Below are 25099 nucleotides of genomic sequence, written 5' to 3' on the forward strand. Positions count from 1 at the left end.
GGGCGAAACGAACCCTAATCACGGGAGACCACCCGGTTGCTGAGAGTGCCGATTCCTTCGATGAAGACGCTGACCTCGTCGCCGACGCTGAGCGGGCCGACCCCTTCCGGCGTCCCGGTGAGGATGACGTCGCCGGGGATCAGGGTCATGACCGCGCTCACGTGGGCGATCAGCGCGGGGATGTCGTACATGAGCTTGGAGGTGCGCGAGCTCTGCTTGACCTCGCCGTTCACGGACGTGACGATGCCGACGTCGCTCGGGTCGAGCTCGGTCTGGATCCACGGGCCGAGCGGGCAGAACGTGTCGAAGCCCTTGGCCCGGGTGAACTGGACGTCCTTCTTCTGCAGATCCCGCGCCGTGACGTCGTTGGCGCAGGTGTAGCCGAAGATGACCTCGTGGGCCCGTTCTCGGGGCACCTCCCGGCAGAGCCTGCCGATCACCACCGCCAGCTCCCCCTCGTAGTCGACCCGCTGGGACAGGGTCGTCGGGTAGGCGATGGCCTCACCCGAGCCGATCACCGAGGTCGACGGCTTGAGGAAGACCAGTGGCTCGTCGGGGACCTCGCCGCCCATCTCGTGGGCGTGGTCGGCGTAGTTCTTGCCGATCGCGACGACCTTGCTGGGCAGCATGGGCGCGACCAGCTTGACCTGGGAGAGCGAGTGACGCTCACCGGTGAACTGGATCGGCCCGAACGGATGACCGGAGATCGCGGAGATGAACTCCTCCCCTGGGCCACCCTCGACCACCCCGAACCCGACACCGTCTCCTGTGGAGAACCTCGCTATACGCACACGACAAGGCTAGTCGGGCTCCGGGTCTCGGCTGACCGCGCCCGCGCCTCCGGGAGGTTCGCGCCTCCGCCCATCCGGCCTCCTCCATCACATCGCCGAGCCATCTGGGCTATATGCAACTAAAAATACCCATAAAACCTATTTTCCCGATACGACCACGATTGAGTTAAAAATAAGTATGTCCTGATTACTGTTCATATGGGGGGTATGACCGTTTCTGTCAGCATCGGGGAGCCAGAAGGTCTTCCCTCGGGGGAAGGAATGGACGTGACTGAAGCCAGCACGGTGAACAGGCCCAAGGGCGACGAGGTATCCGTGCCCCGGGCACGCACCGACAGTCCCGGATCCCAGGGTGGCCTGGTCACTCCCAAGGGAACCACCACCATCGAGAGCGGCGTGGTAGCGAAGATCGCGGGCCTGGCGGCCAGGGAGATTCCCGGCGTGCACAACATGGGCGCGAGCACCGCGCGAGCCCTGGGCGCGGTACGCGGCATGGTCGGTGTCGACCAGAACATCACCCAGGGGGTCTCCGTCGAGGTGGGCGAGCGTCAGGCCGCCGCCGACCTCGAAGTGGTCGTCGAGTACGGCATGGCCATTCCCGACCTGGCCGCCGCCGTACGCCGCAACGTGATCACGGCGATCGAGCGCATGTGCGGGCTCGAGGTCACCGAGGTCAACATCAAGGTCTCCGACGTCCACATGCCCGGCCAGGACAAGGACTCCTCGGAGGAGTCGTCCGAGCCGGGGCCGCGCGTCCAGTGAGGGATCCGGCGCGCGGGCCTGAGGACCCGGCCCGCGAGGAGGCGACGCGTCCGGTGACGGCGGGATCCGGCCGCCGGACGGCCGCGCCCGCGAACAACCCGGGTGACCCGGCCCACCGGCCGCCCACCCCGGCGCACGGACCGGAGCATCCGAAGCACCCGACCCCGGCGACCGTCATGCCCGCGCACAAACCGGAGCACCCGGTCCACCCGCCCGCCACCCAGACCCCGGCGGGGGCCGTACCCGCCCAGAGACCACGGGCCCCGGCCCGCACGACGGCCGCCACACCGGGCGAGACGGCGAGTCCGCCCCGCGAGGAACCGGCCGCGGCCGCTGAGCGGGAACCGGCCGGCCGGGAGGCGGGTCTCGCGCACGGGATAGCCGACGCCGTACGGCGCTGCCCCGATGTCGTCGACCTCTCGGGCGGCCCGTTCGGGACGGTGGCGACCTACCTGCCCGGCGAGAGGGTGCCCGGCGTCGCGCTTCATGAGGACGGGATCGAGATCTCGGTGGTCGTCAGGCTGGGGCGCCCGCTGCCGGAGATCGCCGACGAGGTACGTGCGGCGGTCGCCCCGCTGGCGGATGACCTGCCGGTGAATGTCCATATCGGAGGTTTGACATGAACAAGTTCCCAGTGTGGTCCGTGCTCGGCACGATCGTCGGCGTTCTGCTGGGCTTCGCCGGAGCCTTCGGCGGCTTCTGGGCATTCCTGCTGGTGCTCGTGCTCGGCGCCATCGGATTCCTCCTCGGCCACTTCGCGGAGGTCGGCGAGGTCAACCTGTCCCGGATCTCGGCGAGACGGCGATGAACACCCCCGTCGAGCACCACGCCACCTCCTCGGGAGCGGCCGCGGACTCAGGTGACCTCCCCGCCGGCCGGACGGGCTCCGCCCTCGCCGAGACCGGGCGGTCCGCGCCGCCCGCCGTACCCGCCCAGTCGGCCGTACCGGCCGAGCTGCGTGGCAGAACCGACATATCCGACCGGGTGGTGTCGCGCATCGCGGCCGGCGCGGCCAGGGAGGTGGCACGGGTGCGGAAGGTCGGCGAGCGGGGGCCGCTGTCCCTCCGCGGAGGCACCCGCGCCGCCGTCGACGGCACGCTCGCGACGCTCCAGCTGGACGTGACCATGGAGTATCCGGCCCCGATCCGCGAGGTGGCCGACGAGGTCCGGCGCCACGTCGCCGAACGGGTCATGACACTGACCGGCATGGACGTCGGCTACATCGACATCGACGTCACCAACGTGATCCGCGCTCCGGAGAGCCCGCCCGAGACCTCGTATGAGGTCTCGCGTGAGACCTCATACGAGGCCTCGCCGGCCGAGGGCGGGAACCGGCCCGACTTCCGGACACCGGACGCGGCGGCCCACGGGACCGACGTCCCGTCGCGGGAGGAAGGGCAATGACCTCCCAGACCCCCGGCCCGGCTGAGCCCTTCTCCGAGCATGTCTCCGAGACGGGGCCGACCGAGGAGATTCCGGCCGCACCCGGCGCGGCGTTCGTGGAGCCGTCCGCGTCGCGGGCACCCGACGAGGTGGCGAGGAACGCCTCCGCGGACCGCGCGGCGGTCAGGGCCTTCCGCCCGCGCCGGGTGGTCCCCGCCGTCATCACCGCCGTGGTGATGACGGCGATCGGCGTCCTGGTGGCGCTGGAGGTCATCTCCGCGCTGGTCGGCCACCCGCTGCGCCTGCTGCCCTACGACCGGATGCTCACCTGGGCGTCGTCGACGCCGTGGAGCGACCGGCAGGTGATGGCGGGCGCGGGCCTGGTCGGCCTGCTGGGCCTGCTGCTGGTGCTGTTCGCGCTCATCCCGGGACGGCCCACGCTGATCCCGGTGCGGACGGGCGACAAGGACCTGGTCATCGGCATGCAGCGCCGGGGCTTCGCCCGGTCGCTGGCCCACACGGCCGAGCGGGTGCAGGGGGTGGACCAGGCCAAGGTACGGCTGGTGGGGAAGACCGTGCGAGTGAACGCCCGCAGCGGCGTCCGGGACACCACCGGACTGGCCGACGCCGTACGGGAGGCGGTGACCGTGCGGATCGCCGCGCTCTCCCCCGTCTGGAACCATCCCGTCCACGTGCACCTGCGAGGGAAGTGAGCGCCATGGACGACAAGACCGCCCGGGGCAACCGGCTGGGGCTGCTGCTCGTGGGACTGGCGCTGATGGCCCTGAGCGCCCTGGTGATGGCGCGCGGCGCGGGGGCGTTCCCTCCGGCCGTGGCGTCCGCCCGCGGACCACTCGTGGACGCCCAGACGCGTGCGGCGTTCGCCCGCTACGACCCGTGGCTGTGGTGGGTGGTCGCCGCGGCGGCGATAGTGCTCGCGCTGTTCGGCCTGCGCTGGCTGCTGGTCCAGGGACGCCGCCGGAGGCTGAGCGGCATCCGCCTGGACGGCGGTCCCGCCGGGATCACCGAGGTGGACGCGCACAGCGTGACCGACGCGGCGGCCGCCGAGGCGGGCTCGCACCCCTCGATCATCGGCGCCACCGCCGCGATGATCGGCACGAGCGAGCACCCCGCCGTCCGGATGCGGGTGGCGGTCGCCGAGGACGCGCCGATGAGCGCGGTCCGCGAGCAGCTGAGCGGGGTGGTCATCCCGCACATGCGCCAGACCCTGGAGACCGAGCGCATACCCGCCGTCGCCCGGGTGAGCCTGGGGGACGCGCCGCACCCCCGCAGGACCGTCACCTGACGGAGCGCCGATCATAGGGTGATCAGGGAAACCAACGCTTCGAGGAGACGATGTGCCTTCGGTCGTGAAGATAAACGTGCTGACAGTGTCCGCGGAGATGCGCGAGGAGCTGGAGCGCCGCTTCTCGGGGCGGGCGGGAGTGGTCGAGTCCGCGGACGGGTTCGAGTGGTTCGAACTGCTCCGCCCGGTGGACGGCACCGACCGCTACCTGGTCTACACCCGCTGGCGTTCCGATGAGGACTTCAAGCGCTGGACCGAGAGCCAGGCCTTCCAGCGCGGCCACGCCCAGGCCGCCGCCGAGGCCGGTCAGGGCCAGGGTCACGGGCATGGGCATGGGCAGGAGGCGGCCGGCCCGGCCCAGGGGCACGGCCACGGGCAGGGCCCGGCAGCCTCCGGGGCCGAGCTGTGGTCGTTTGAAGTCGTACAGAGCACCGGGCCCGCGCCCGGAGCCTGATCGCTCGCCGAGGGGGCGCCCGACCGGCCCCGGCCGGGTTCCGAGTCCGCGTTGAGCGGGTAGGCCCCGCTCCCCTCGTTTCCGGGAGCGGGGCCTACCCGCTCAACGGTCCAGAGGGTTGGCGGCGATCCGCTCGGCGATCCCCGAGCGGACGAACCGCCCGGCCAGGCTGTCCGGCTTGCGCGCGGCCTGGTCCGCGAAGCACCCGGCGAACTCCGGGCCGATCCCCAGCCTGGGGTAACGCTCAAGCACCTCGGCCCGGAGCCCGGCGGGGAAGTCCTCCGACCCCCGCCCGGAAATGTCCAACCCGGTGGACAGTTCGAGCAGGTGCCCCTCGGGATCCCACCCGGGGTCCACGCCGTCCCACATGTGGCGTACGACGATCTCCGACGCGCGCACGCGGCGCTCGACGGGCCATCCGGCCCCGGCGGCGAAGACCCATGCGACATGGCCCCCTGCCTCCTCGAACGGCACGGTGTGGCTGTCGAACTCCTTGACCAGGCCGATGTCGTGCATCATCGACGCGACGTACAGCAGCTCGGCGTCGAAGGCGATGTCGTTCATCGCACCGTAGGCCGCCGCCCACAGGTAGGCGCGCACGGAGTGGTTGAGCAGGGCGGGCGAGCAGTAGGCGGTCGCCACCTCCAGCGCGCCGCGGGCGGCCGGTGTGTCGGGGATCACGATGTCGGTGAGTCTCATATGCCCAGCCTGCCGAAACGCGGTTACGCCCGCGAGTGGCCGCAGGAACATCGACCGGCAGGATCAGGCCACTCGCGCCGGGAAACCTGGGAAACCTGGGAAACCCGCATCTAGTTGCTAACGATGTCCCGGAAGCACCCATCCCGACTTGACCGTTTTGGTGGGATTCGGACAGCATGATCCACTCCCCTCGTTCGGCCCGGAAGGAACTGGCGTGCGCCGCCGCACACAAGCACTCGCTCTCTCCCTTGTCCTCTTGACGACCTGTGGCGCCACGGCCGGCACCGCGGAAGCACGGGAGGTAAAACGCACCGCCGAGTGCCAGGGTGACTGGCTACCGGCCACACCGACGGCGGCGGACATCATGAACGGCGAGGTCGCCTTCCTCGACCTGGCCCCGGTGAAGATCGGCAAGAACGTCGACTGGCGCACCGACCCCTACCGGAACCGCTCCTGGAGCATGGTCTTCCACTCGCTGCGCTGGATGGGCCGCCTCGTCGCCGACTACGAGACGAACGGCAACGAGGCGTACCTGGCGCGGGCCGTCGAGATCGCCAAGGACTGGGTGGCCGACAACCCCCGCGGCGGCGCGGGGGCCAGCCCGTACGCCTGGCAGGAGCACCCGATCGCGCTGCGCGCCCCCGCGCTGGTCTGCCTCAGCAAGCACGTCAACGAGTCGTGGCTCTCCCGCAGCCTGGCCGAGCACGCCAAGATGCTGTCGGACCCGAAGCTGTACGAGAAGGGTCACAACCACGGCATCGACCAGGACATCGCGCTGCTCGGCATCGGCTGCCGCTATGGCCGGGATCAGTGGTCCAGCCTCGCGATCAGGCGGCTCACCGAGACCGTGAAGCTCGACGTCGACTCCCAGGGCGCGCTGCGCGAGCAGGCCCCCCGCTACGCGATCTACGTCTACGAGCGGCTGAAGGTCGCGATGGACAACATCAAGTCGTGCGGGCGGAAGGTGCCCGCCGACATCGCACGCCGCTGGGAGTCGCTGGAGGACTTCATCTCCCACTCCACCCAGCCCGACGGGTTCATGGTCCCGATCGGCGACGGCGGCGCGGACGTGCGGCCCGTCGGCTACTCCCACCCGAAGAAGACGGTGCGGGTGTTCGGCAACGGCTATGTCTACGGGCGCACCGCCTGGGACAAGCCCGAGTCGGCGTTCTACTCCATCCGCTTCGGGCCCGGCATGAAGTACCACGGCCACGAGGACCACCTGGGCGTGACCTACTACGCCCAGGGCCGCGACGTCCTGGTCGACGTCGGCTTCGACTCGTACGAGAACAGCGGCTACCGGCACTGGACGATGTCGGCCGAGGCGCACAACACCTCGATCGTGTCCGGGGCCGGGTTCCGCGGCAAGACCGCCACCACCCTGAGCAGATCCTCGATCGGGTCCGAGCGGCAGAGCTACCGGCTGACCGACAGGGCCTACGGCGTGCCCAGGACCCGCTCGGTGCTCGTCAACCACGGCAATGACCTGATGGCCGTGCTGGACACGGTCCCCAAGGGCTCCTCGGTCCGCAACATCTGGCACTTCTCCCGCGACCTGTCCACCGTCTCGAACAGCGGCGGCCAGGTCGTGGTGAAGGACAAGGCAGGCTGGAAGGCGACGCTCGTGCAGGTCTCGATGCCCTCCTGCAAGCCGGTCGGCGGGCTCAAGGTGATCCGCGGCCAGAAGAACCCCTACCAGGGCTGGGTCTCCTCCGCCTACCTGCAGAGGCACCCCGCGCCCGCGGTCGTCGCCCCCGCCTCGGGCGACTCCGTGCTGACCGTGCTGGTGCCCGGCACCGGCACGCCGTCGCTCTCCTGCGCGGGCGGCAAGGTCAGCGTGGAGACCTCCGAGGGCCCGGTGAGCTTCCGCGTCGGCGGCGCCGACCTCTCCTGACGGCCTCGCCCCCGGCAGGACCGGCCCGGCCGGGGGCGCCCGGGGCCGCTCACGCCCGCCGGGTCAGGAGGGCGCCCGGCTGGGCGACCCCGACCTGAGCCGCCCGGCCACGCCCTCCGGAGGGTCTCCCGTACGCGCCCTTCGGGGGCCGCCTCAGTCGGTGTGGCCGGCGCGCAGCAGGCCGTAGGTGACGGCCTGCTCCAGCGCCTGCCAGGACGCCTCGATGATGTTCTCGTCGACACCGACGGTGGACCACTCCCCGGCCGCGTCGCTGGAGGTGATCAGCACGCGCGTGACGGCGTCGGTGCCGTGCGTGCCCTCCAGGATGCGCACCTTGAAGTCGATCAGCTCGACCCCCGCCAGCTCGGGGTAGAGCCGCTCAAGTCCCTGCCGTACGGCCCGGTCGAGGGCGTTGACCGGACCGTTGCCCTCGCCGGTGGCGACGATCCGCTCGCCCTTGGCGTGCAGCTTCACGGTGGCCTCGCTGACGACCTCGCCGCCGCGGTTCTGCTCGACGATCACTCGCCAGGACTCGACCTGGAAGTGACGCCTGCGCTCGCCCGCGACGGTGTCGCGGAGCAGCAGCTCGAAGGAGGCGTCGGCGGCCTCGAAGGTGTAGCCCTTCGACTCCATCTCCTTGACCCGCATCACCAGCTCCCGAGAGGTGTCGGGGGCCAGCTCGTAGCCCAGCTCGCGGCCCTTGAGCTCGACCGAGGCGCGTCCGGCCATGTCGGAGACGAGCATGCGCATGTCGTTGCCGACCTCGGCGGGGTCGATGTGCTGGTAGAGGTTGGGATCGACCTTGATCGCGCTGGCGTGCAGCCCGGCCTTGTGCGCGAAGGCGGAGACCCCGACGTAGGGGGCGTGGGAGTTGGGGGTGACGTTGGTGACCTCGGTGATCGCGTGGGCGATCCTGGTCATGTCGGCCAGCGCCTCCCTCGGCACCAGGTCGAATCCCCGCTTGAGCTGCAGGTTGGCCACGACCGTGAACAGGTTGGCGTTGCCCGAGCGCTCCCCGTAGCCGTTGGCGCAGCCCTGCACGTGTGTCGCGCCCGCCTTCACCGCGGCCAGGGAGTTGGCGACCGCGCAGCCGGTGTCGTCGTGGCAGTGGATGCCGATCCTGGCGGACGTGCCGACGGCGGCCTGCACGACCTCGGCCAGCTCGTCGGGGAGCATGCCCCCGTTGGTGTCGCAGAGCGCGATGACCGAGGCTCCCGCCTCGGCGGCGGTGCGCAGCACCTCCAGCGCGTACGCCGGGTTGGACTTGTAGCCGTCGAAGAAGTGCTCGGCGTCGAGGAAGACCCGCTGTCCCTCCGCATGCAGGTGGGAGACCGTGTCGCGGATCATCGCGAGGTTCTCCTCCAGGGTCGTGCGGAGGGCCAGCTCCACGTGCCGGTCGTGACTCTTGGCGACAAGGGTCACGACCGGCGCGCCGGATTCGCGCAGCGCGGCCACCAACGGGTCGTCGGCTGCCTTCACACCTGCCCGGCGGGTCGCGCCGAACGCGGCGAGCTGCGCGTGCTTCAGGTCGAGCTCTGTTTGAGCTCTCCTGAAGAACTCTGTGTCCTTGGGATTGGCCCCCGGCCAGCCACCCTCGATGAAACCGACGCCCAGGCCGTCCAGGTGACGCGCGATGGCCAGCTTGTCGGCCACCGTGAGATTGAGCCCCTCCTGCTGGGCTCCGTCACGGAGGGTCGTGTCGTACACGTGGAAGCGGTCGTCGGCCATGTCGTTCTCCTTCGCGGTTCGATGATTCGCCGCGCGCTCATTCGGCTCCGAGAAACAAAAAAACCCCTCACGGACGTGAGAGGTCTGCGCGCTGGCGGTGTCCCTTTTCAGCCAGCGCGCCTGCCGATAATGAGCAGACCGTAGAACATGATGCTTTGGAGTCTGCCACACGCTGACAGCATCTGACACATCGATCTTAGGATTTGAGACCCGCGATCCGCCGACACGGCTCGGGTTCACCCCCCGCGACCACCTCGTACCGACCAGAATGAGGCCCATGAAGGCGACCTACCTCGACCCCGCCGTGGGGCAGTATCTGCTCGCGCACACCACCCTGCCCGACGACGTCCTCGACGCGCTCGCCGTCGAGACCCGCGAGCTGACCGGCGACAGCGCGGGAATGCAGATCTCCCCCGACCAGGGGCGCTTCCTCACCATGATCGCCCAGATCGGCGGCGCCGGGAACGCGGTGGAGGTGGGCACCTTCACCGGCTACTCCTCCATCTGCCTCGCCCGTGGGCTCGCCCCCGGCGGCCGGCTCACCTGCTTCGACGTGAGCGAGGAGTGGACGGCGGTCGCCCGGAGATACTGGGAGAAGACGCAGGTCTCCGACCGCATCGAGCTGAGGATCGGCCCGGCGGCCGAGCGGCTGCGCGAGCTCCCCGAGCACCCCGGGGTGGATCTGGCGTTCATCGACGCCGACAAGGTCAACTATCCCGTCTACTACGAGATCCTGATGTCGCGGCTGGTCCCCGGTGGGGTGATCCTCGTCGACAACACGCTGTGGAGCGGCCACGTCGCCGATCCCGGCAGGGACGACGAGACGGTCAGGCACATCCGCGAGTTCAACGACATGGTCAGCGCCGACGGGCGGGTCACCTCGATCATGCTCCCCATCGCCGACGGCCTCACCATGATTCGAAAGCACTGACGAGAACTTTTCCGAATCCCGGGCGGGCGGGAATCTTTCCGATTACTTTAAGCGACATGGCAAACACGTTGCGCCCATCCGCACGGAGGGAAGGATGACCGCATGGCCAAGGTTCTGGATCGACCAACCGAGAGAGCACCACAAGAAGATCTCCGCGATGAACTTGTCAGGCGACTCCCAGAGATGTGCGAGCAATGGCCTGACCGGCGCGTCGAGCTCATCAACGGCCGGATCGTGGTGAGGGAGTTGCCTACCGACAGCCACAACAACATCGTCTTCTGGGTTCTCACCCACCTTCTCGGCACGGTGACCGAGCATGGCTGGAAGATCTGGAACGACATCAAGATCCATCTCGGCCCTCAAGCCGAACGTTACCGCCCCGACCTCACCGTCGTGCCACGTAATCCAAGGATGTGGGACAAGAACGAGGTCTACGGTGACGTCACGCTGCTCGTGGTGGAGGTGGTCTCCCCAAGCAGCGTCAACGACGATCACGTCGTCAAGCCGCAAAACTGCGCGTTGGCAGGTGTCCCGCTCTATCTCGTCATCGATGCTTTCGACGAGCAGATCCGGCTTCTCAGCAGCCCCAGCCCTAAGGGGTACCAGCAGGAAAACATCGTCAAGTTCGGCGGCTCCCTGAAACTTCCCGAGCCGTGGAACCTCACGATCGACACCGACGAACTGCCCGAAGGATAGCCCTGCCCGCGGAGGAGGCCTGGCCAGTTGGAGACCGGGCCTCCTCCGGCTGGGGCCCCCACGGTGACCGGCATGAACGTGTTGGCCGGATCTCCTCGCCCCCTTACGCAGCACCTGTCACCGCATCGTTCCCACTTCACACCTGGGGATCCCGTCACAGGTCAGGTGCCACACAAGAGCAAAAACCCATCAAGGTCGCACGCGGGACTGGCCCTGTGTTCCGCACGTGACCCCGGTTGACCCGGGGTGATTACCCGCGGCACTGAGATCAGATATAGCTGCTGACCTGCAACGATGCAGCACATGCGGAAAACGGGACTAGCAGATCTTGTGGACCCAGTTGTGCGGGTCCGGGCGGGAACCGTACTGGATGCCCACGAGTTCCTCGCGGATCCGCTCGGTGACCGGCCCCTGGGTGCCGTCGCCGATCGTCCAGGCGCGGTCGGCGCCCTTGACCGAGCCGACCGGGGTGACCACCGCGGCGGTGCCGCAGGCGAAGACCTCGGTGAGCTCGCCCGACTCGCAGCCCCGCTGCCACTCCTCGATCGACAGCCGCCCCTCCTCCGCCCGCAGGCCGAGGTCCGAGGCCAGGGCGAGGATCGAGTCGCGGGTGATGCCCGGCAGCAGCGTGCCGGTGAGCGCCGGGGTCAGCAGGCGGTCGCCGTAGACGAAGAACAGGTTCATCCCGCCCATCTCCTCGACGTAGCGGTGCTCGCTCGCGTCCAGCCAGACCACCTGGTCACAGCCCTGCTCGACGGCCTGGCGCTGGGCCACGAAGGCCGCCGCGTAGTTGCCGCCGCACTTGGCGAAGCCGGTGCCGCCGGGGGCCGCGCGGGTGTACTCGGTGGAGAGCCAGACGCTGACCGCCTGCCCGCCACCGAAGTAGGCCGCCGCCGGAGAGGCGATCACCATGTACTTGTAGCTCCTGGAGGGGTAGTTGACCCCGAGCGCAGGCTGCGTGGCGATCATGAAAGGGCGCAGGTAGAGGCTGTGTCCGGGGGTGGTCGGCACCCACTCGCGGTCGGTCTGGACGAGCAGTTCCAGCGACTCGACGAACGTCTCCTCGGGCAGCTCGGGCATGGCCATCCGCAGCGCGGAGGTGTTGAAGCGGGCGGCGTTGGCCTCGGGGCGGAACGTCACGATCGCGCCGTTCTGCTGGCGGTACGCCTTCATGCCCTCGAAGAGCTCCTGCGCGTAGTGGAAGACCGCGGTCGCGGGGTCGAGGCTGAGCGGGCCGTACGGCATGAGCCGGGCGTCGTGCCAGCCCTCGCCCTCGGTGTAGTCGATCGAGATCATGTGATCGGTGAAGACCTGGCCGAACCCCGGAGCCACCATTACCTGCTCGCGCTCGGCCGCGGTGCGAGCGTGGTCGGAGAGCTGCACGTCGAAGCTGAGCTTCTGAGCGGTGGTCATGACGCGGATCCTTATCTTGATGTCTGGCTTACCCTCGGGTCCATTCTGCGTTGGACCGGGTAACGGGAAACTACTGCATCCATGCCGAAAACCGGCAGTGCGTGGGAAACAAAAAACGCCCGGCGGCTCGTAGGAGCCGCCAGGCGCATCGGGGTCGAGGGGGCGGCTTCCTCAGCCGGCTACTCGCGCGGTGATGTCGTCACCGATCTCCTGGGTGGTCCGGCCGGCCCAGCCGGCCAGCCGCTCGAGCAGGTCGTCGGCGACGGCCTGCTCGACCCGGGCCGCCTCGTCGGCCAGTCCCAGGTGGTCCAGGAGCATGGCGACCGACAGGATGGTGGCGGTCGGGTCGGCCTTGCCCTGGCCCGCGATGTCGGGGGCACTGCCGTGGACCGGCTCGAACATGCTCGGCGCGGTGCGGTCGGGGTTGACGTTACCGCTGGCCGCCAGGCCGATGCCACCGGCGATCGCCGCGCCGATGTCGGTGAGGATGTCACCGAAGAGGTTGTCGGTGACGATCACATCGAAGCGCTCCGGCTGGCTGACGAAGAACATCGAGGCCGCGTCGACGTGGCAGTAGTCGGTCTGGACCTCGGGGTACTCCACGCTGACCCGGTCGAACGTGCGGGCCCAGAGGTCACCGGCGTAGGTGAGCACGTTGGTCTTGTGGACCAGCGTCAGCTTCTTGCGGGGGCGGGCCACCGCCTTCTCGAAGGCGTAACGCACCACGCGCTCGACACCGTAGGCGGTGTTCAGCGACTCCTGGGTGGCGATCTCGTACGGCGTGCCGCGGCGCATGGCGCCTCCGGCACCGGCGTAGGGGCCCTCGGTGCCCTCCCGGACGACGATCATGTCGATGTCCTCGGGGCGGGCCTTGCCCAGCGGCGTCTCGACGCCGGGGAAGAGCTTGACCGGGCGGAGGTTCACATAGTGGTCGAGCTGGAAGCGGAGCTTGAGCAGCAGGTCGCGCTCCAGGATGCCCGGGGGCACGCTGGGGTCGCCGACCGCGCCGAGCAGGATCGCGTCGTATCCGCGTAGCTCGTCGAGCAGCGGGTCGGGCAGGGTCTCGCCGGTCTCGTGGTAGCGCTTGGCTCCGAGGTCGTACGTGGTGGTCTCCACCTTGGTGCCGACCGCTTCGAGGACCTTCAGGCCCTCGGTGACGACCTCGACTCCGATCCCGTCCCCGGGGATGACCGCCAGGCGAATGTTACGCGAATCCATGCAGGCACCTTACCTGTCCGTCTCGGTGATCGAACACCGGTCTCACTCTTCGGACGTGTCCGCGCGTCCACCCGTGTGATCACTTTGTCCTTTTTTGCTCCCTATTGACCGTTTCGCGAGGTTTCGTTATCGTCCTCCCCATTCACATCGACGCCTAATCCGTACGGACCATCCCCTTACCGGCCCGTACGGAGCCGGGGAACCACTTTTTCCGGGATCCACCGGGCCCCCGGGAACCCGCTCCTCCCCCGGAGCGCGCTCCCGGCCGCCATCACGGGATTCCTTGGGGCGAATCGGCGCACTCTCGCGCCGTAGGGCGGCCTCCACGCCCGAGCCCGACAGCTCACCCGGCCGGCCTTATGGAAGGAATCATCCTGTCCGGCAAGATGTACTCCCGCGTCCTGTCCATTCTCGTCTCAGGTGCCGCGGTGTTCGCGGCCTCGGCCATGGCGCCGACTGCGGCCCTGGCCGCCTCCCCTCTCCCCTCCCCCGAAGTTCCCGCGCTCGGCACCGTCAGGCTGAAGGCGGCACTGAAAAGCGCGACCCCCAGGCCCGCCTGGCAGAAGGCCGTGAAGTGGGCCATGTCCAAGCGCGGCACGCCCTACGTCTGGGGTGGCACCGGCAACGGCGGCTTCGACTGCTCAGGCCTGATGCTCCGCGCCTACGGCGCCGCCGGGATCAAGCTGCCCCGCGTCACCACCGACCAGTACGCCGCCTTCTCCAAGAAGATCGCCTGGAAGGACCTCAAGGCCGGTGACCTGGCCTTCTTCAGCGGCCTCGGCCATGTCGGCATGATCACCAGACCCGGCTACATGGTCCACGCCCCGCGAAGCGGCGACGTGGTCAAGGAGGAGAAGCTCAGCGCCTGGCGCCGGTCCTCCTTCGTCGGCGCGGTGCGCCCCGATCCGCAGGGGGTCAAGTCGACCGAGCAGATCGAGATCGCGACCGGCGGATGAGACACACCGGCTGATCAGCCGCGGGACCCCCGCCGGCACTGGGAACAGGTTCAGTGGATGGGGGAACCACCGTTGTCCCGGCGGTCCAGGGCGGTCTGGAGCGCCTCGGCGGCCTCGTCCTTGACCTCTTCGGCGTGGTTCCAGGGATACATGTCGTACATGGCGAATCTCGTCTCGGTCGCATGCGAGCAGGGGCAATGGTCGAGACTCCGATCAGGGCTCCGACCAGGCCTGATGTCACGGGTCCGGATCACGGACCGGTGATCTGGGGCGTGGCGCCGGAGAGTTGCCGGCCCACCCCTGTCAGGCCCCGTCGCGGCAGGCTGGGACCTGGCGCATTTCATCCCAGGCTACCTGGCGGCCGGAACACCGTCTCGCCCGGCGTACACACTTCTCACATATTGAGACGAAAGGTGGCCGCCGCCCCACAGTGCGGGGCGGCGGCCACCTCGGTGGATCTTTTGCCTACTGCGGTCGCCCAGGCGGCGCCTCGCCGCGTTGTCGTCGGTCACCGCAGCACGCTACGGCTCCCTCCTCCGCCTTGCGAGACACCACCTGGCCGATCCTCGCCACGGCAAGATCCGCGGGACAGGCCCTAGTCGGCCAGGTCGACCGAGCGGCCGCTGTCAGCGCCGATCTCCGCGCCGATCTGGTCGATCACGTCGGCCGGGATGGCGGTGTCGACGGTGAGCGCGATGAGAGCCTTACCGCCCTTGACGTCCCGGGCCACCTGCATCGAGGCGATGTTGATCGAGTGGTCGCCGAGGATGCGTCCGACCACGCCGACGACGCCGGGGCGGTCGGTGTAGGTGAAGAACGACAGGTGGTCGGTCGGCTCGATCTCCATCTGGTAGCCGTTGACCTCGACGATCTTCGTGATCTGCCGCGGACCCGACAGGGTGCCGGAGACCGAGACCGCACGGCCGTCGGCGAGGACGCCGCGGACCGTCACGACGTTGCGCCAGTCGGGGCTCTCGGCGCTGGTGACCAGCTCGACCGAGACGCCGCGGTCCTTGGCCAGCAGCGGGGCGTTGACGTAGGTGACGGAGTCCTCGACCACGTCCGTGAAGACACCCTTGAGCGCGGCCAGCTCCAGCACGCGGACGTCGTGGGCGGCGATCTCGCCGCGTACCTCGACGTCGAGCTTGGTGGCGACCTCGCCCGCGAGAGCCGTGAACACCCGGCCGAGCTTCTCGGCCAGCGGCAGGCCCGGCTTGACGTCCTCGGCGACGGCGCCGCCCTGGACGTTGACCGCGTCGGGCACGAACTCCCCGGCCAGGGCGAGCTTCACGCTACGCGCCACCTGGGTGCCGGCCTTCTCCTGGGCCTCGTGGGTGGAGGCGCCCAGGTGCGGGGTGACGACCACCTGGTCGAGCTCGAAGAGCGGGCTGTCGGTGACCGGCTCCTTCGGGAACACGTCGATGCCGGCCCCGGCGACGCGGCCCTCCTTGATCGCGGAGTAGAGGGCGTTCTCGTCGATGATGCCGCCGCGGGCGACGTTGATGAGGCGGACGTTCGGCTTGACCGCGTGCAGTTCCCTGTCACCGATGAGGCCGATGGTCTCCTTGGACTTGGGCAGGTGCACCGTGATGAAGTCGGCCTCGCGCAGGGCCTCCTCCAGCGTGACCAGGCGGACGCCCATCTGCGCGGCGCGGGCCGGCTGCAGGTAGGGGTCGTAGGCGATCAGCTCGACGCCGAACGGCTGGAGGCGCTGCGCGACCAGCTGGCCGATCTTGCCGAGACCGAGGATGGCGACGACCTTCTCGTCGAGCTCCACGCCGGTGTACTTCGAGCGCTTCCACTCGCCGCCCTTGAGCGCGGAGTGCGCCTGGGCGACGTTGCGGGCGGAGGCGAGGATCAGCGCGACGGTGTGCTCGGCGGCGCTGGTGATGTTGGAGGTCGGCGCGTTGACCACCATGACGCCTGCCTTGGTGGAGGCCTCCACGTCGACGTTGTCCAGACCGACACCGGCGCGGGCGACGACGCGGAGCTTGGGCGCGTGGGCGATCGCCTCGGCGTCGACCTGCGTGGCGCTGCGCACGATGAGCGCGTCCACGTCGGCGAGCGCGGGCAGGAACTGGGCACGGTCGGCGCCGTCGGTGTGGCGGACTTCGAAGTCCGCGCCCAGGACCGCGAGACCGGCCTCGGAAAGTTCCTCGGCGACCAGTACGACGGGCTTGTTCACAGGCTGGATCCTTACTAGGCGGTGAGGGTGCACGGACCTCACGTAGTCTATCGGCGCTTGTGAACGTATTCACGAGTGTCCCGAGATGCGAGACGCGACCGCCTCCATGATCCAGCACGCCGGTACCCGCCCCTGACGCATCCCATGCGCCAAAAATTCAAGTTGGTCTTGATCCTAAGAAAACTTCGCGATTACCCTGATAAGCCGTGGGTCACTACCTATCGTTCCTCATATGAGCATCGGGAACCCCGCTCTCGGCAACGTACTCGCGCAGCACGGCGAGCCGCACCGGCTGCTGGCGGCGCTTGCCGAATGGGGACTCCTGGTCGCCGTGCGACCTGACCGCTCCGTCGTGCTCGGCACGACGCAGGCCGGTGAGCGTGTCCTGCTCGGGTACACCTCGGCGGACACCTACGCGCGGCACCGTGGCGGCCACTCACTGTCGGCGTGCGACGCCGACACGGTCCTCGACATCCAGCGGGTCACCGGCGTGCGGGAGATAGTGATCGACGCGGCGGGACCCGCGGCCGCGGCCGTGCCGATCGAGGATCTCCAGCGGTACCTGCTCTCGAAGCGCAGCGGCCCCGCGCCCGTGCTGTCGAGCGCGACGCCGACGGCGTACGCGACCGGGGCGATGGCCACGGTCTCGCGTCCCGCGCCGGTGCGCCCGCAGAGAACGCCGGTGCCCGCCGCGCCCGCCCAGCCGTGGATCCCCGCGCCCCGGCCCCACCTGTCGGGGCCGATGCAGATGGTGGATCCCGGCTACCGGCGGTGCGAGCACCCGATCCTGCCCGCGCTGCGCGCCGCGATCTCGCACCTGCTCGTCGACTACCCGCTCGTCCATCACGTGTGGATCTCCGAGGCCAGCACCTCCTCCGGCGCCCCGGGAATCATGCTGCACGTGAAGGTGCACATGTCGGCGGCCGAGGACGTGGTCAGGGACATCCATCGCGGGGTGCGCGCCCGGTTGCCGCAGCTCGCCGCGAGCGAGGCGCCGATCCTGATGGCCAGGGTCGCCGACGCCCGCAGCGAGCAGCGGATGGTCGAGCTGGGCGCGCACGTGGTCTGCGCCGACGTCACCGACTGACTCCGGGCCCGCGGGACACCGCACGTTCCCGCCGGTCCCACGGGTCGGGACCGGCAGGTAGCGCGTCGTGCCGCGAGAGGCCGCGGGCGCTAGCCGGTCCTGCGGGTCAGGGTCACCCTCGCACGGGTGAACGCCCCCGCCAGCAGAGCCGCCAGCACCGGCAGACCGATCACCACGGCCGCGAGGAGAAGCCAGGGGATCTCGACCGTCGGCACGCCCGGCGGGAGGAATGAGAAGACCCCGTGTGTCCGAACCGTCATAGGCCAGGTCGCGGCGACTCCCGTCACGGCGCCAGCCACCGCGCCGATCAGCACGCCAAGCCCCGCGATGAACCCGGCCTGCCCGGCGACGACCAGCCTGCGTGTGCCTGGCGGCGCCCCGACGGCGGCCATCGTGGTGAGGTCGGGCCGCATGTCCGCCGCCGCGAGCCCGGTGGCGACGAACGTGCCACCCAGCACCAGGATGACCGCCGCGCCCAGGAGCAGCCACATCTCGGGGGCGATGTCGCCTTGGAATCCGCGCTCGACGGCGACGTAGAGGTCGGCCCCGGGAACCACTGCCGCGAGTTCCCATTTCAGCGCCACTCCCTGCCGTTCGGTTAGCCGGCGTGCGGCCGGGTCGACGTACAGGACGCGGGGCTCGGTCTTCAGCCCGGCGTTCCGTACGGCGGCGAGCGGCAGCACCGCGACGGCGTGCCGGGGATCGGCGGCCCTGGCCAGGACGGCGGGAACCACGATCTTCCTGGGTATCGCGATTCCGTCGTCGAACACCACGGCCTCTCCCAAGGGGGCCGCGGTCGCCGTCACGACGGGGTTCAGGGTGAGCTTCCCGTCCCGCACCAGGCGGGGATCGAACACCACTGCCTTTCCCGAGGCGAGCGCGGCCGCCGCCACGGGGTCCCGCCGTCCCTGCACGAGCGTGAGCAGCCGTTCGTCTCCGATGGGAAGATTTCCATAGAAGCGTCTCCTCTCGTCCTCGGCGTTCTCAGCGGTGGGCTGGATTTCCATCCAGACGGACGCCCCCCTGGTGTCCTTGACCACGGCGGCCTCGACCAGTGGCACCCCGGGCAGCACGCGCCCGACGGTGGCTCTCAGCGTGGCCCACCGGTCGTCGTCGAGGTCACCGGCCTCGATCGTCGTGCTCCCGGCCGGGACGACCGCCTGGAAGGCGTCCCGGTTCTGGGCGAAGTTACTGTTCACCGCGATGCCGGCCGCGACGACCGTGGCCGTGGCGGTCATCACCGCCGCGACGGCGGAAGCGGTGCGGCCCCGGTGGCGGGAGGCGTCGCGGGCGGCCAGCCGGAAGGGCAGCGGGAGCCGGGCGGCCAGGGCCGCGGCACTCCTGACCAGCCTCGGTGCCAGTGCGACCAGCCCGAACTGGGTGAGGACCGCGGCGGCGAAGACCCAGACCACGTCGTACCTGATGGACAGGACGGTCGCCGCGACTCCGGCCGCGAGGAGGATCAGGCCCAGCACCGGGCGGCCCACCCGGTCGCGCACCATGCTCCGGCGCTCGCCGAGCACCGCCGCCACGTCCTGCCGGGCCGCCTGTACGGCGGGCACCAGGGCGGCGACCACCCCGCTTCCCGCGCCGAGCAGGGTGACGCCCACGATCGGGAGCCAGGGGATCTCCAGTGGGCCGATCGCGCCGATCAGCCGGCCCGCCTCCAGGGCGGCCGAGAGCGACGCCAGGCCCACGCCGAGGACCAGACCGAGCGCCGCGGCCCCGCCGCCGAGAACGACACCGTCAGCGAGGACGATCAGGCGCAGCTGCCTCGGTGAGCCGCCCTGGGCGGCGATCAGCGCGAGTTCCCTGTGGCGGCGCCGGAGGCCGACCGCGAAGGCGGGGCCGGCCAGCAGCACCACCTCCAGCACGATCATGACCCCGGCGAGTCCGATCGCCACGGGCCGGTTCTCATTGCCCGAAGGCGTGAGCGTGAGCCAGTCGCGGTCGGGCGGGTTCTCGATGACGGCGCGGGACTGGACCAGGAGTCCGACCGCGTTCAGCCGCTGGACGACGGCCCCGGTGACCGGTCCCGGGGTGTCGACCAGCCAGTTCGTGCCCTGGGTTCCTGGCCGGGCGAAGAGCAGGGTGCCGGGGAGCCCGACGATCTCCGTGGCACGGGTCCGGTGCGGGTGCTCGAGCACACCGACGACCCTCATCGGTTTCCTGTCCCGCGTGACCCCCAGCGGCGCGCCGAGGCGAGCCCCCCGCCCCAGTAGCTCCGAGGTCACCGCGATCTCCTGGGCGGAGGCCGGGAACCGGCCCTCAAGCAGGCGGTACATTCCCGCCGTCAGAGGGTCTCGCAGGTCCACCTCGCGCGCGCTCACGTGGTCGCGGCCGTCGGCGGCCAGGTAGTCGACGCTGCCCTCGTTCGCCGGGAGGAACCGGACCCCGGGCCCGAGGAGCTTTCCTAGCTCGGCCGGCGTCCAGAACGGTGCGCGGCCATTGAGTTCGCCGTTACTCGACCACATCCGGCCTCTGATGTCCTGCCTCACCTCCCCCTGTACCGAGGCGACCCGGATCAGGGCGTCGGCCGTGCCGAGCTCCGCGCCGAGGCCCTCGCGGGGGTTGATGTCGGCGGTCTCGACCAGGGTCAGGAAACCCGTGATGACGAGGACGGGCAGACCGATCATCAGCATGATCAGCGCGCTGCGGCCGCCGGCCCGCAGGGCGTCCCTGCGGGAGATCCGCAACGCGGCGAGGAGGGCGCTCATGTGTTCCTCCCGCCTCGCAGCCGGATGTCCGTTCGCGCGCTCATCGGGCGCTCTCCAGGGGGACGGCGGTGGAGTCGGCGATCTCGCCGTCGCGCAGGAAGACCACCCGGTCGGCCCAGGCGGCGTAGCGGGGTTCGTGGGTGACGAGCAGCACGGCGGCTCCCGCGTCGCAGCGGGTGCGCAGCAGCCGGAGGATGTCGTCGCCGGTCGGGGTGTCCAGCGCGCCGGTGGGCTCGTCGGCCAGGAGGAGTCGCCGCTCCCCGACCAGCGCGCGGGCGATGGCGACCCGCTGGCGCTGGCCGCCGGAGATCTCGTCGGGGAAGCGGTCGGCGACCTCGCCGACGCCGACCTCGGCGAGCACCTCCAGCGCCTCTCGGCGGGCGGCCTTGAAGGCGACCCCGTCCAGCTCGCGCGGGAGGGTCACGTTCTCCAGCGCGGTGAGCGAGGGAATCAGGTTGAGGTCCTGGAAGACGTAGCCCACGTGCCTGCGCCGGAGCCCGGCGAGCTCCCGTACCGACAGGCTCGCCAGCGGCGTGCCCTCGACGGTCACCGATCCGGAAGTGGGCCTCTCCAGCCCCCCGGCGAGGTTGAGCAGGGTGGACTTGCCCGACCCGGAGGGGCCCATCACCGCGACCAGCTCTCCGGCCTCGACGTCGAGGCTCACCCCGCGCAGTGCCGTCACGGCCTGCGGGCCTTCACCGTGCGTACGGGTCACCTCGGCGAGCCGCACGACGGGGCCGAGTGTCATCTGGGTCCCTCCGGCATCCGGAGCGCTGGATTCGAGTGGGGGAAGGATGTCAAGTCTGTCTCCTACGTCTGAAGGGCCCGCGTCGAGATCCCGTGGCCGGGACCTGGCGTTCCCGGGCCTGTTTCCGGAAAGCCCGCGCCTAGGGGGTCGGAGGTTCGGCAGTGGCCGTGAGCACGGCCTCGCAGTGGTCGAGCCAGCGCTGTTCGGCCTCGGCCTGGAAGATCATCGAGTCGAGCACCAGCCGCTGGGCGGGGCCCTCGACGTTCGCGCGCTTGGCGCGGACGAACTCCTGCAGCGTGCGCATGGTCGCGGTGCGCTGGGCCTGGATGATCGGCCGTACGTCCGCGGCGGCGGTGACCGCCATCGCGAGCTTGATGACCAGCTCGTCCCGAGGCCGGTCCGACTGGACGACGGGGGTGCCGAACCATCGCTCCATCTCGGCCCGACCGGCCTCGGTGATCGAGTAGACGACCCGGCCCTGCTCGTCCTGCTCGCCGGGGCTCACCAGGCCGTCGCGCTCCATCCGGGAGAGCGTCGTGTAGACCTGACCGATGTTGAGCGGCCAGGTCGCCCCCGTCGACGCCTCGAACTCGGCGCGCAACTGGTAGCCGTAGCGAGGTCCCTGGCTCAGCAGGGCGAGGAGCCCTTGTCGAATCGCCATACATACTGAGTATGCATACCCAGTATGTCAGTTGCAAGAGATCTGCATATTCTGGACAGGTTCCGCCCTTGGGGCCGATACTCGGAGGATGAGCTCGACGCATCCCCCGTCCCGCGCCTCCGACGGGGATCGCGATCGTGCGATCAACGAGCTCCGTGACCGTGCTGTCGAGGGGCATCTGTCGCACGACACGTTCCTCGGTCGCGTCGATATGGCCCTGCGCGCGCGCAACCAGGGTGAACTCGACAATCTCGTCGCCGACCTGCCGCAACGCGGCCGGTTCCGCCGCATGATCACCGAGGTCGTCGCCTCGGCCTCCGACTTCACCAAGCGGGTGGAGTCGGCCTGGCGGCGTCCCAGACTGCCCAGGCTGGCACTGCCCGCCGACGACCGGGCCCGCTACGTGGTGGGCCGGGGCTCCGCCTGCGACCTGGTCCTCGCCGACCTGACCGTCTCCCGGGTGCACGCCGAGCTCCGCCGCGACGAGGACGGCTGGGTCCTCGTCGACCTCGGCTCGTTGAACGGCACCCGGCTGAACGACTGGCGCCTGGTCGGCCCGGCGAAGGTCCGGCCGGGCGACGTCGTCTCCTTCGGCGACTGCGGCTTCCTGATGATCACGCCTCAGCTGTTGTCATGACCCCACCGCCCGGCCCTCCCGGGGCCGGGCCGCGATCGCCCCGAACCGGGCCCGGTCATCTTCCTCAGTCGGCCTGGGTCTCCGCCGCTCCGGCCTCGGGCTCCGCTGCCTTGGTCACCCCGGCTCCGGCCTCCCTGAGTTTCTCCGCGGTCAGGGTGTAGCGCGTGGTCAGCAGGATGCTGACCACCATCAGCAGCGCGGGCAGCAGCGTCGCACCATACAGCGCGGCCGTGGTCGCCGACTCGGGCTGCGCGACCGGTGTGGCGGGGTCGGACTCCACGAATCCGGTCGCGCCGAGCAGCCAGCCGAGGATGAGCGCGCCGAACGCGAAGACCACGGTCTCGGCGGCGGTCCAGAGCCCGGTGAACACCCCCGCACGCCGCTTTCCGGTGACCAGCGTGTCATGGACGATCACGTCCGAGAGCATCGAGAACTGCAGCAGCTGGAAACCCGCGTAACCGATGCCGACGAGAAGCACGCAGGCGTGCGCGTACGCCGAGCCGAGCGGCCCCGAGAAGGCCATCCCGACGGTGCCCACCGTGAACAGCGCCGACGACAGGATCATCGCCCCGCGCTTGTCGTAACGCTTGGACAGCCAGACCCAGAGCGGCATGGTGATCAGCAGCGGGCCGACGATGCCCAGGAAGAGCGTGGTGGTCGCCGCCGGATCACCCAGCGTGTAGGTGGCGAAGTACGGCGAGCCGGCCAGCATGATCCCGGCCGCGAGCATCTGGGCGCAGCTCAGGCCGAGCAGCACCATGAACGTCCCGTTCGAGCGGGCGGCGGTGAACTGGGCGCCGAGCGACGGCTCCGCCTCGGCCCGCGCGACCATCGGGGCGCGGGCCGTGCCGAAGAAGGCGGCGAGCATCGACAGCAGCAGCGCCGCGCCGACGACCAGCCCCATCGTCCGGTAGCCGGAGACCTCGGTGCCCGCGATCATCGGCGCGATGGCCCCGGAGAGCAGGATCCCCAGACCGACGAAGACCATCTTCCACTGCAGCAGGGAGGAGCGCTCGTGGTAGTCGTCGGTCATCTCCGCCGGCATCGCCTTGTACGGCACCTCGTAGAAGGCATAGGCCGTCGCGGTGAGGAAGTAACAGAGGCCGACGTACAGCGCGGCGGACAGGCCGGTGAGCGGAGGGCCCGCGAAGGTGAGCGCGAAGGTCACCGGCAGGGTGAGCGCGCCCAGCAGCATCCACGGGCGGCGGGCCCCGAAGCGGGAGACCGTCCGGTCGGAGCGCTGACCCACCCAGGGGTTGATGAACATGTCCCAGAGCTTGGGGAGGAAGGCCACCACCCCGGCGATCCAGGCGGGAACCGCCAGCACGTTCGTCATGTAGAAGAGCAGCAGCAGCCCGGGGACGGTGGAGAAGGTCGCGGTGCAGATTGAGCCGACACCGTAGCCGATGCGCACGCCGCGCGGCACGGTGACGACGGCGGGGGATGGCGCCGGGGAGATCATGCCACATTCAATCGCAGCGAGTGACCGCTTGGTAGGCCCCGGGCAACGTGAATATTTTTCCCTTCCGCTCCGAGGGGCACCCTTCGCCGCACCCGGCCCAGTCGATCTCCATACCGGCCGATGTCATGAATGTCCAGCTCAGGCAGGCCACAAAGGGACTTTCCACGGTAGATCGCCCCAAATTTGGACCGGTGCATCATCGGCCCCAGACGCCTATGTGATCACTCCGGTTTACCTGGAGCCCATAATTAATGTCGGTAATTTGCTGACAAGGCCGATCTGTCCCCGACAGAATGCGGAACCGTCCAGCGTCTCACCAACTGGAGGAACCGACATGCGCAGACCGCTAGGGGTACTGCTGTGCCTCGGGAGCCTGGCGGCCCTCAGCACGCCGATCGCCACCGCGCACGCCGCGGCCGCCCCACCGGCCGAGTGCCGCGTGTACGCCGCCAAGCCGTACGTCACCGCGGCGGGACGGATCCAGGCCTCCGCCGCCCGGCTGGGCTGCGACGACACCGCGCTGGTCCGCATCCGCATCAAGCGCGCCGTGGCCGGCGCCGACCCGGTCGTCAAGAGCGCCTCCCTGCGCGGGACCAACGGGCGGGTGACCGTGAGACTGGCGTGCGCCCCCGGCGTCTACTACTCCGTCGTCACCGACTACCGGGGCAACGTCAGCCGTTCCAAGGCCGCCAGGCTGGCCTGCTCCCCCGCGGCCACCCCGGCCCCGAGCCCCACCGCGACCGCTCCGACCCCCGGCCCGGTCCCCAGCCCGACTGCCACCACCAAGCCGACACCGGCACCGTCCCCCACCACCACCGCCCCCACCCCCGCACCGGGAGGAGGGTCCGCCGTCTCCGAGGAGGTGGTGCGCCTGACCAACGCCGAGCGGCAGAAGGGCGGCTGCGCTCCACTCGTCTCCGACCCCCAGCTGCGCTCGGCCGCGCAGGGCCACTCCGCCGACATGGCGGCCAAGAACTACTTCAGCCACACCTCACTCGACGGCCGGGACATGACCGCCCGCATCAAGGCGAGCGGGTTCAGCCCGATGCGTGCCTGGGCCGAGAACATCGCGAGGGGCCAGCGCACCCCTGCCGAAGTGGTGAAGGGCTGGATGGACAGCTCCGGTCACCGGGCCAACATCATGAACTGCGCCTACACCCATCTCGGGGTGGGCGTGGCCACCGGCTCCCAGGGCATCTACTGGACCCAGAACTTCGCCAAGCACTGAGCACCACCGGGCACCGGATCCGGGCGGGCGCCCAGCCCGGCCGGACCCGGCGTCCGACCGGCTCTCCCGCCCCGGCCAGGGCGGGAGGGCCGGTCGGCCACTCTCACCGGAACGGCCCGCGCCCCCGCGACGTGAACTCGTCG

The 25099-nt window shown here is 70.0% G+C and carries 24 protein-coding genes and 1 riboswitch; of the genes, 14 read left to right on the forward strand and 10 right to left on the reverse strand.

The features are described from left to right. Positions 1–14: 14 nt before the first annotated feature. Positions 15–791, reverse strand: a complete 777-nt coding sequence (locus ACWD3H_RS32745; RefSeq protein WP_350954330.1) for a fumarylacetoacetate hydrolase family protein — start codon at positions 789–791, stop codon at positions 15–17. Positions 792–1052: 261 nt separating this feature from the next. On the opposite strand from ACWD3H_RS32745, the gene ACWD3H_RS32750 reads away from it, so the two are divergent. From ACWD3H_RS32750 to ACWD3H_RS32780, 7 genes are read left to right on the forward strand one after another with little or no spacing between them, the layout of a single operon-like run. Next, positions 1053–1553: an Asp23/Gls24 family envelope stress response protein gene (locus tag ACWD3H_RS32750; protein ID WP_433365859.1), complete on the forward strand. Its 501-nt coding sequence runs from the start codon at positions 1053–1055 to the stop codon at positions 1551–1553. Positions 1554–1606: 53 nt separating this feature from the next. After that, positions 1607–2176 carry a hypothetical protein gene (locus ACWD3H_RS32755; RefSeq protein ID WP_451957731.1) on the forward strand — a complete coding sequence of 190 codons (570 nt, stop codon included), beginning with the start codon at positions 1607–1609 and terminating at the stop codon, positions 2174–2176. After that, positions 2173–2361 (forward strand): hypothetical protein, encoded by a 189-nt coding sequence (locus tag ACWD3H_RS32760; RefSeq protein WP_350914766.1) that lies wholly within the window; start codon positions 2173–2175, stop codon positions 2359–2361. Before ACWD3H_RS32755 ends, ACWD3H_RS32760 begins: the two co-directional genes overlap by 4 nt. Continuing rightward, a complete protein-coding gene (locus ACWD3H_RS32765; protein ID WP_451957732.1) occupies positions 2358–2957 on the forward strand; it encodes an Asp23/Gls24 family envelope stress response protein in 600 nt (199 codons plus the stop codon). Before ACWD3H_RS32760 ends, ACWD3H_RS32765 begins: the two co-directional genes overlap by 4 nt. Next, entirely contained in the window at positions 2954–3649 is a 696-nt protein-coding gene (locus ACWD3H_RS32770; protein ID WP_451957733.1) for a DUF6286 domain-containing protein, read from the forward strand. Before ACWD3H_RS32765 ends, ACWD3H_RS32770 begins: the two co-directional genes overlap by 4 nt. Before the next feature lie 5 nt (positions 3650–3654). Then, positions 3655–4242: an alkaline shock response membrane anchor protein AmaP gene (locus ACWD3H_RS32775; RefSeq protein ID WP_355569970.1), complete on the forward strand. Its 588-nt coding sequence runs from the start codon at positions 3655–3657 to the stop codon at positions 4240–4242. 52 nt (positions 4243–4294) lie between these two features. Continuing rightward, the gene (locus ACWD3H_RS32780; protein ID WP_355569973.1) at positions 4295–4696 is read left to right on the forward strand and encodes an antibiotic biosynthesis monooxygenase family protein; all 402 of its coding nucleotides are present in this window, start codon (positions 4295–4297) and stop codon (positions 4694–4696) included. Positions 4697–4798: 102 nt separating this feature from the next. Here the strand turns inward: ACWD3H_RS32780 and ACWD3H_RS32785 are convergent, their stop codons facing one another. Next, positions 4799–5395, reverse strand: a complete 597-nt coding sequence (locus ACWD3H_RS32785; RefSeq protein WP_451957734.1) for an HD domain-containing protein — start codon at positions 5393–5395, stop codon at positions 4799–4801. Positions 5396–5651: 256 nt separating this feature from the next. Here ACWD3H_RS32785 and ACWD3H_RS32790 point away from each other — a divergent pair, with 256 nt between their 5' ends. Then, positions 5652–7289, forward strand: a complete 1638-nt coding sequence (locus ACWD3H_RS32790; RefSeq protein ID WP_451957735.1) for a heparinase II/III family protein — start codon at positions 5652–5654, stop codon at positions 7287–7289. 153 nt (positions 7290–7442) lie between these two features. On the opposite strand, the gene cimA is transcribed toward ACWD3H_RS32790, so the two are convergent. Next, positions 7443–9017: a citramalate synthase gene (gene cimA / locus ACWD3H_RS32795; protein WP_350914750.1), complete on the reverse strand. Its 1575-nt coding sequence runs from the start codon at positions 9015–9017 to the stop codon at positions 7443–7445. Positions 9018–9294: 277 nt separating this feature from the next. Between cimA and ACWD3H_RS32800 the strand changes: the two genes are divergently transcribed. Beyond that, positions 9295–9948: an O-methyltransferase gene (locus ACWD3H_RS32800; protein ID WP_355568150.1), complete on the forward strand. Its 654-nt coding sequence runs from the start codon at positions 9295–9297 to the stop codon at positions 9946–9948. Between the two features lie 102 nt (positions 9949–10050). Next, positions 10051–10644 (forward strand): Uma2 family endonuclease, encoded by a 594-nt coding sequence (locus ACWD3H_RS32805; RefSeq protein WP_355568153.1) that lies wholly within the window; start codon positions 10051–10053, stop codon positions 10642–10644. A 318-nt stretch (positions 10645–10962) separates the two neighbouring features. Here the strand turns inward: ACWD3H_RS32805 and ACWD3H_RS32810 are convergent, their stop codons facing one another. Both ACWD3H_RS32810 and ACWD3H_RS32815 read right to left on the reverse strand, forming a co-directional pair. Next, positions 10963–12057 (reverse strand): branched-chain amino acid aminotransferase, encoded by a 1095-nt coding sequence (locus ACWD3H_RS32810; RefSeq protein ID WP_355568156.1) that lies wholly within the window; start codon positions 12055–12057, stop codon positions 10963–10965. A 171-nt stretch (positions 12058–12228) separates the two neighbouring features. Beyond that, positions 12229–13275 carry a 3-isopropylmalate dehydrogenase gene (locus ACWD3H_RS32815; RefSeq protein WP_451957736.1) on the reverse strand — a complete coding sequence of 349 codons (1047 nt, stop codon included), beginning with the start codon at positions 13273–13275 and terminating at the stop codon, positions 12229–12231. Positions 13276–13416: 141 nt separating this feature from the next. After that, a riboswitch (cyclic di-AMP (ydaO/yuaA leader) is annotated at positions 13417–13647 on the forward strand. On the opposite strand from ACWD3H_RS32815, the gene ACWD3H_RS32820 reads away from it, so the two are divergent. Continuing rightward, on the forward strand, positions 13635–14231 hold the full coding sequence (locus ACWD3H_RS32820; protein WP_355568163.1) for a C40 family peptidase: 597 nt from the start codon (positions 13635–13637) through the stop codon (positions 14229–14231). It overlaps the preceding riboswitch by 13 nt. 595 nt (positions 14232–14826) lie before the next feature. Here the strand turns inward: ACWD3H_RS32820 and serA are convergent. Then, positions 14827–16416 (reverse strand): phosphoglycerate dehydrogenase, encoded by a 1590-nt coding sequence (gene serA, locus ACWD3H_RS32825; protein ID WP_451957737.1) that lies wholly within the window; start codon positions 16414–16416, stop codon positions 14827–14829. Between the two features lie 232 nt (positions 16417–16648). Between serA and ACWD3H_RS32830 the strand changes: the two genes are divergently transcribed. Beyond that, positions 16649–17503, forward strand: a complete 855-nt coding sequence (locus ACWD3H_RS32830) for a hypothetical protein (protein WP_350914735.1) — start codon at positions 16649–16651, stop codon at positions 17501–17503. An 89-nt stretch (positions 17504–17592) separates the two neighbouring features. On the opposite strand, the gene ACWD3H_RS32835 is transcribed toward ACWD3H_RS32830, so the two are convergent. The 3 genes from ACWD3H_RS32835 to ACWD3H_RS32845 form a co-directional block, all read right to left on the reverse strand. Then, entirely contained in the window at positions 17593–20220 is a 2628-nt protein-coding gene (locus ACWD3H_RS32835) for an FtsX-like permease family protein (RefSeq protein ID WP_451957738.1), read from the reverse strand. 40 nt (positions 20221–20260) lie between these two features. After that, positions 20261–20968, reverse strand: coding sequence for an ABC transporter ATP-binding protein (locus tag ACWD3H_RS32840; RefSeq protein ID WP_355568004.1), 708 nt, complete (start codon positions 20966–20968; stop codon positions 20261–20263). Positions 20969–21107: 139 nt separating this feature from the next. Next, complete coding sequence (locus ACWD3H_RS32845) at positions 21108–21629, reverse strand: PadR family transcriptional regulator (RefSeq protein WP_350966208.1); 522 nt, start codon at positions 21627–21629, stop codon at positions 21108–21110. Between the two features lie 88 nt (positions 21630–21717). On the opposite strand from ACWD3H_RS32845, the gene ACWD3H_RS32850 reads away from it, so the two are divergent. Continuing rightward, positions 21718–22266, forward strand: a complete 549-nt coding sequence (locus ACWD3H_RS32850; RefSeq protein WP_350914725.1) for a DUF1707 and FHA domain-containing protein — start codon at positions 21718–21720, stop codon at positions 22264–22266. A gap of 64 nt (positions 22267–22330) precedes the next feature. Here ACWD3H_RS32850 and ACWD3H_RS32855 read toward each other — a convergent pair whose 3' ends face one another. Then, complete coding sequence (locus ACWD3H_RS32855) at positions 22331–23728, reverse strand: MFS transporter (RefSeq protein ID WP_451957739.1); 1398 nt, start codon at positions 23726–23728, stop codon at positions 22331–22333. Positions 23729–24062: 334 nt separating this feature from the next. Here ACWD3H_RS32855 and ACWD3H_RS32860 point away from each other — a divergent pair, with 334 nt between their 5' ends. Beyond that, positions 24063–24956, forward strand: coding sequence for a CAP domain-containing protein (locus tag ACWD3H_RS32860; RefSeq protein WP_451957740.1), 894 nt, complete (start codon positions 24063–24065; stop codon positions 24954–24956). Positions 24957–25099: the final 143 nt, after the last annotated feature.

The organism is Streptosporangium sp. NPDC002607 (assembly GCF_053592655.1).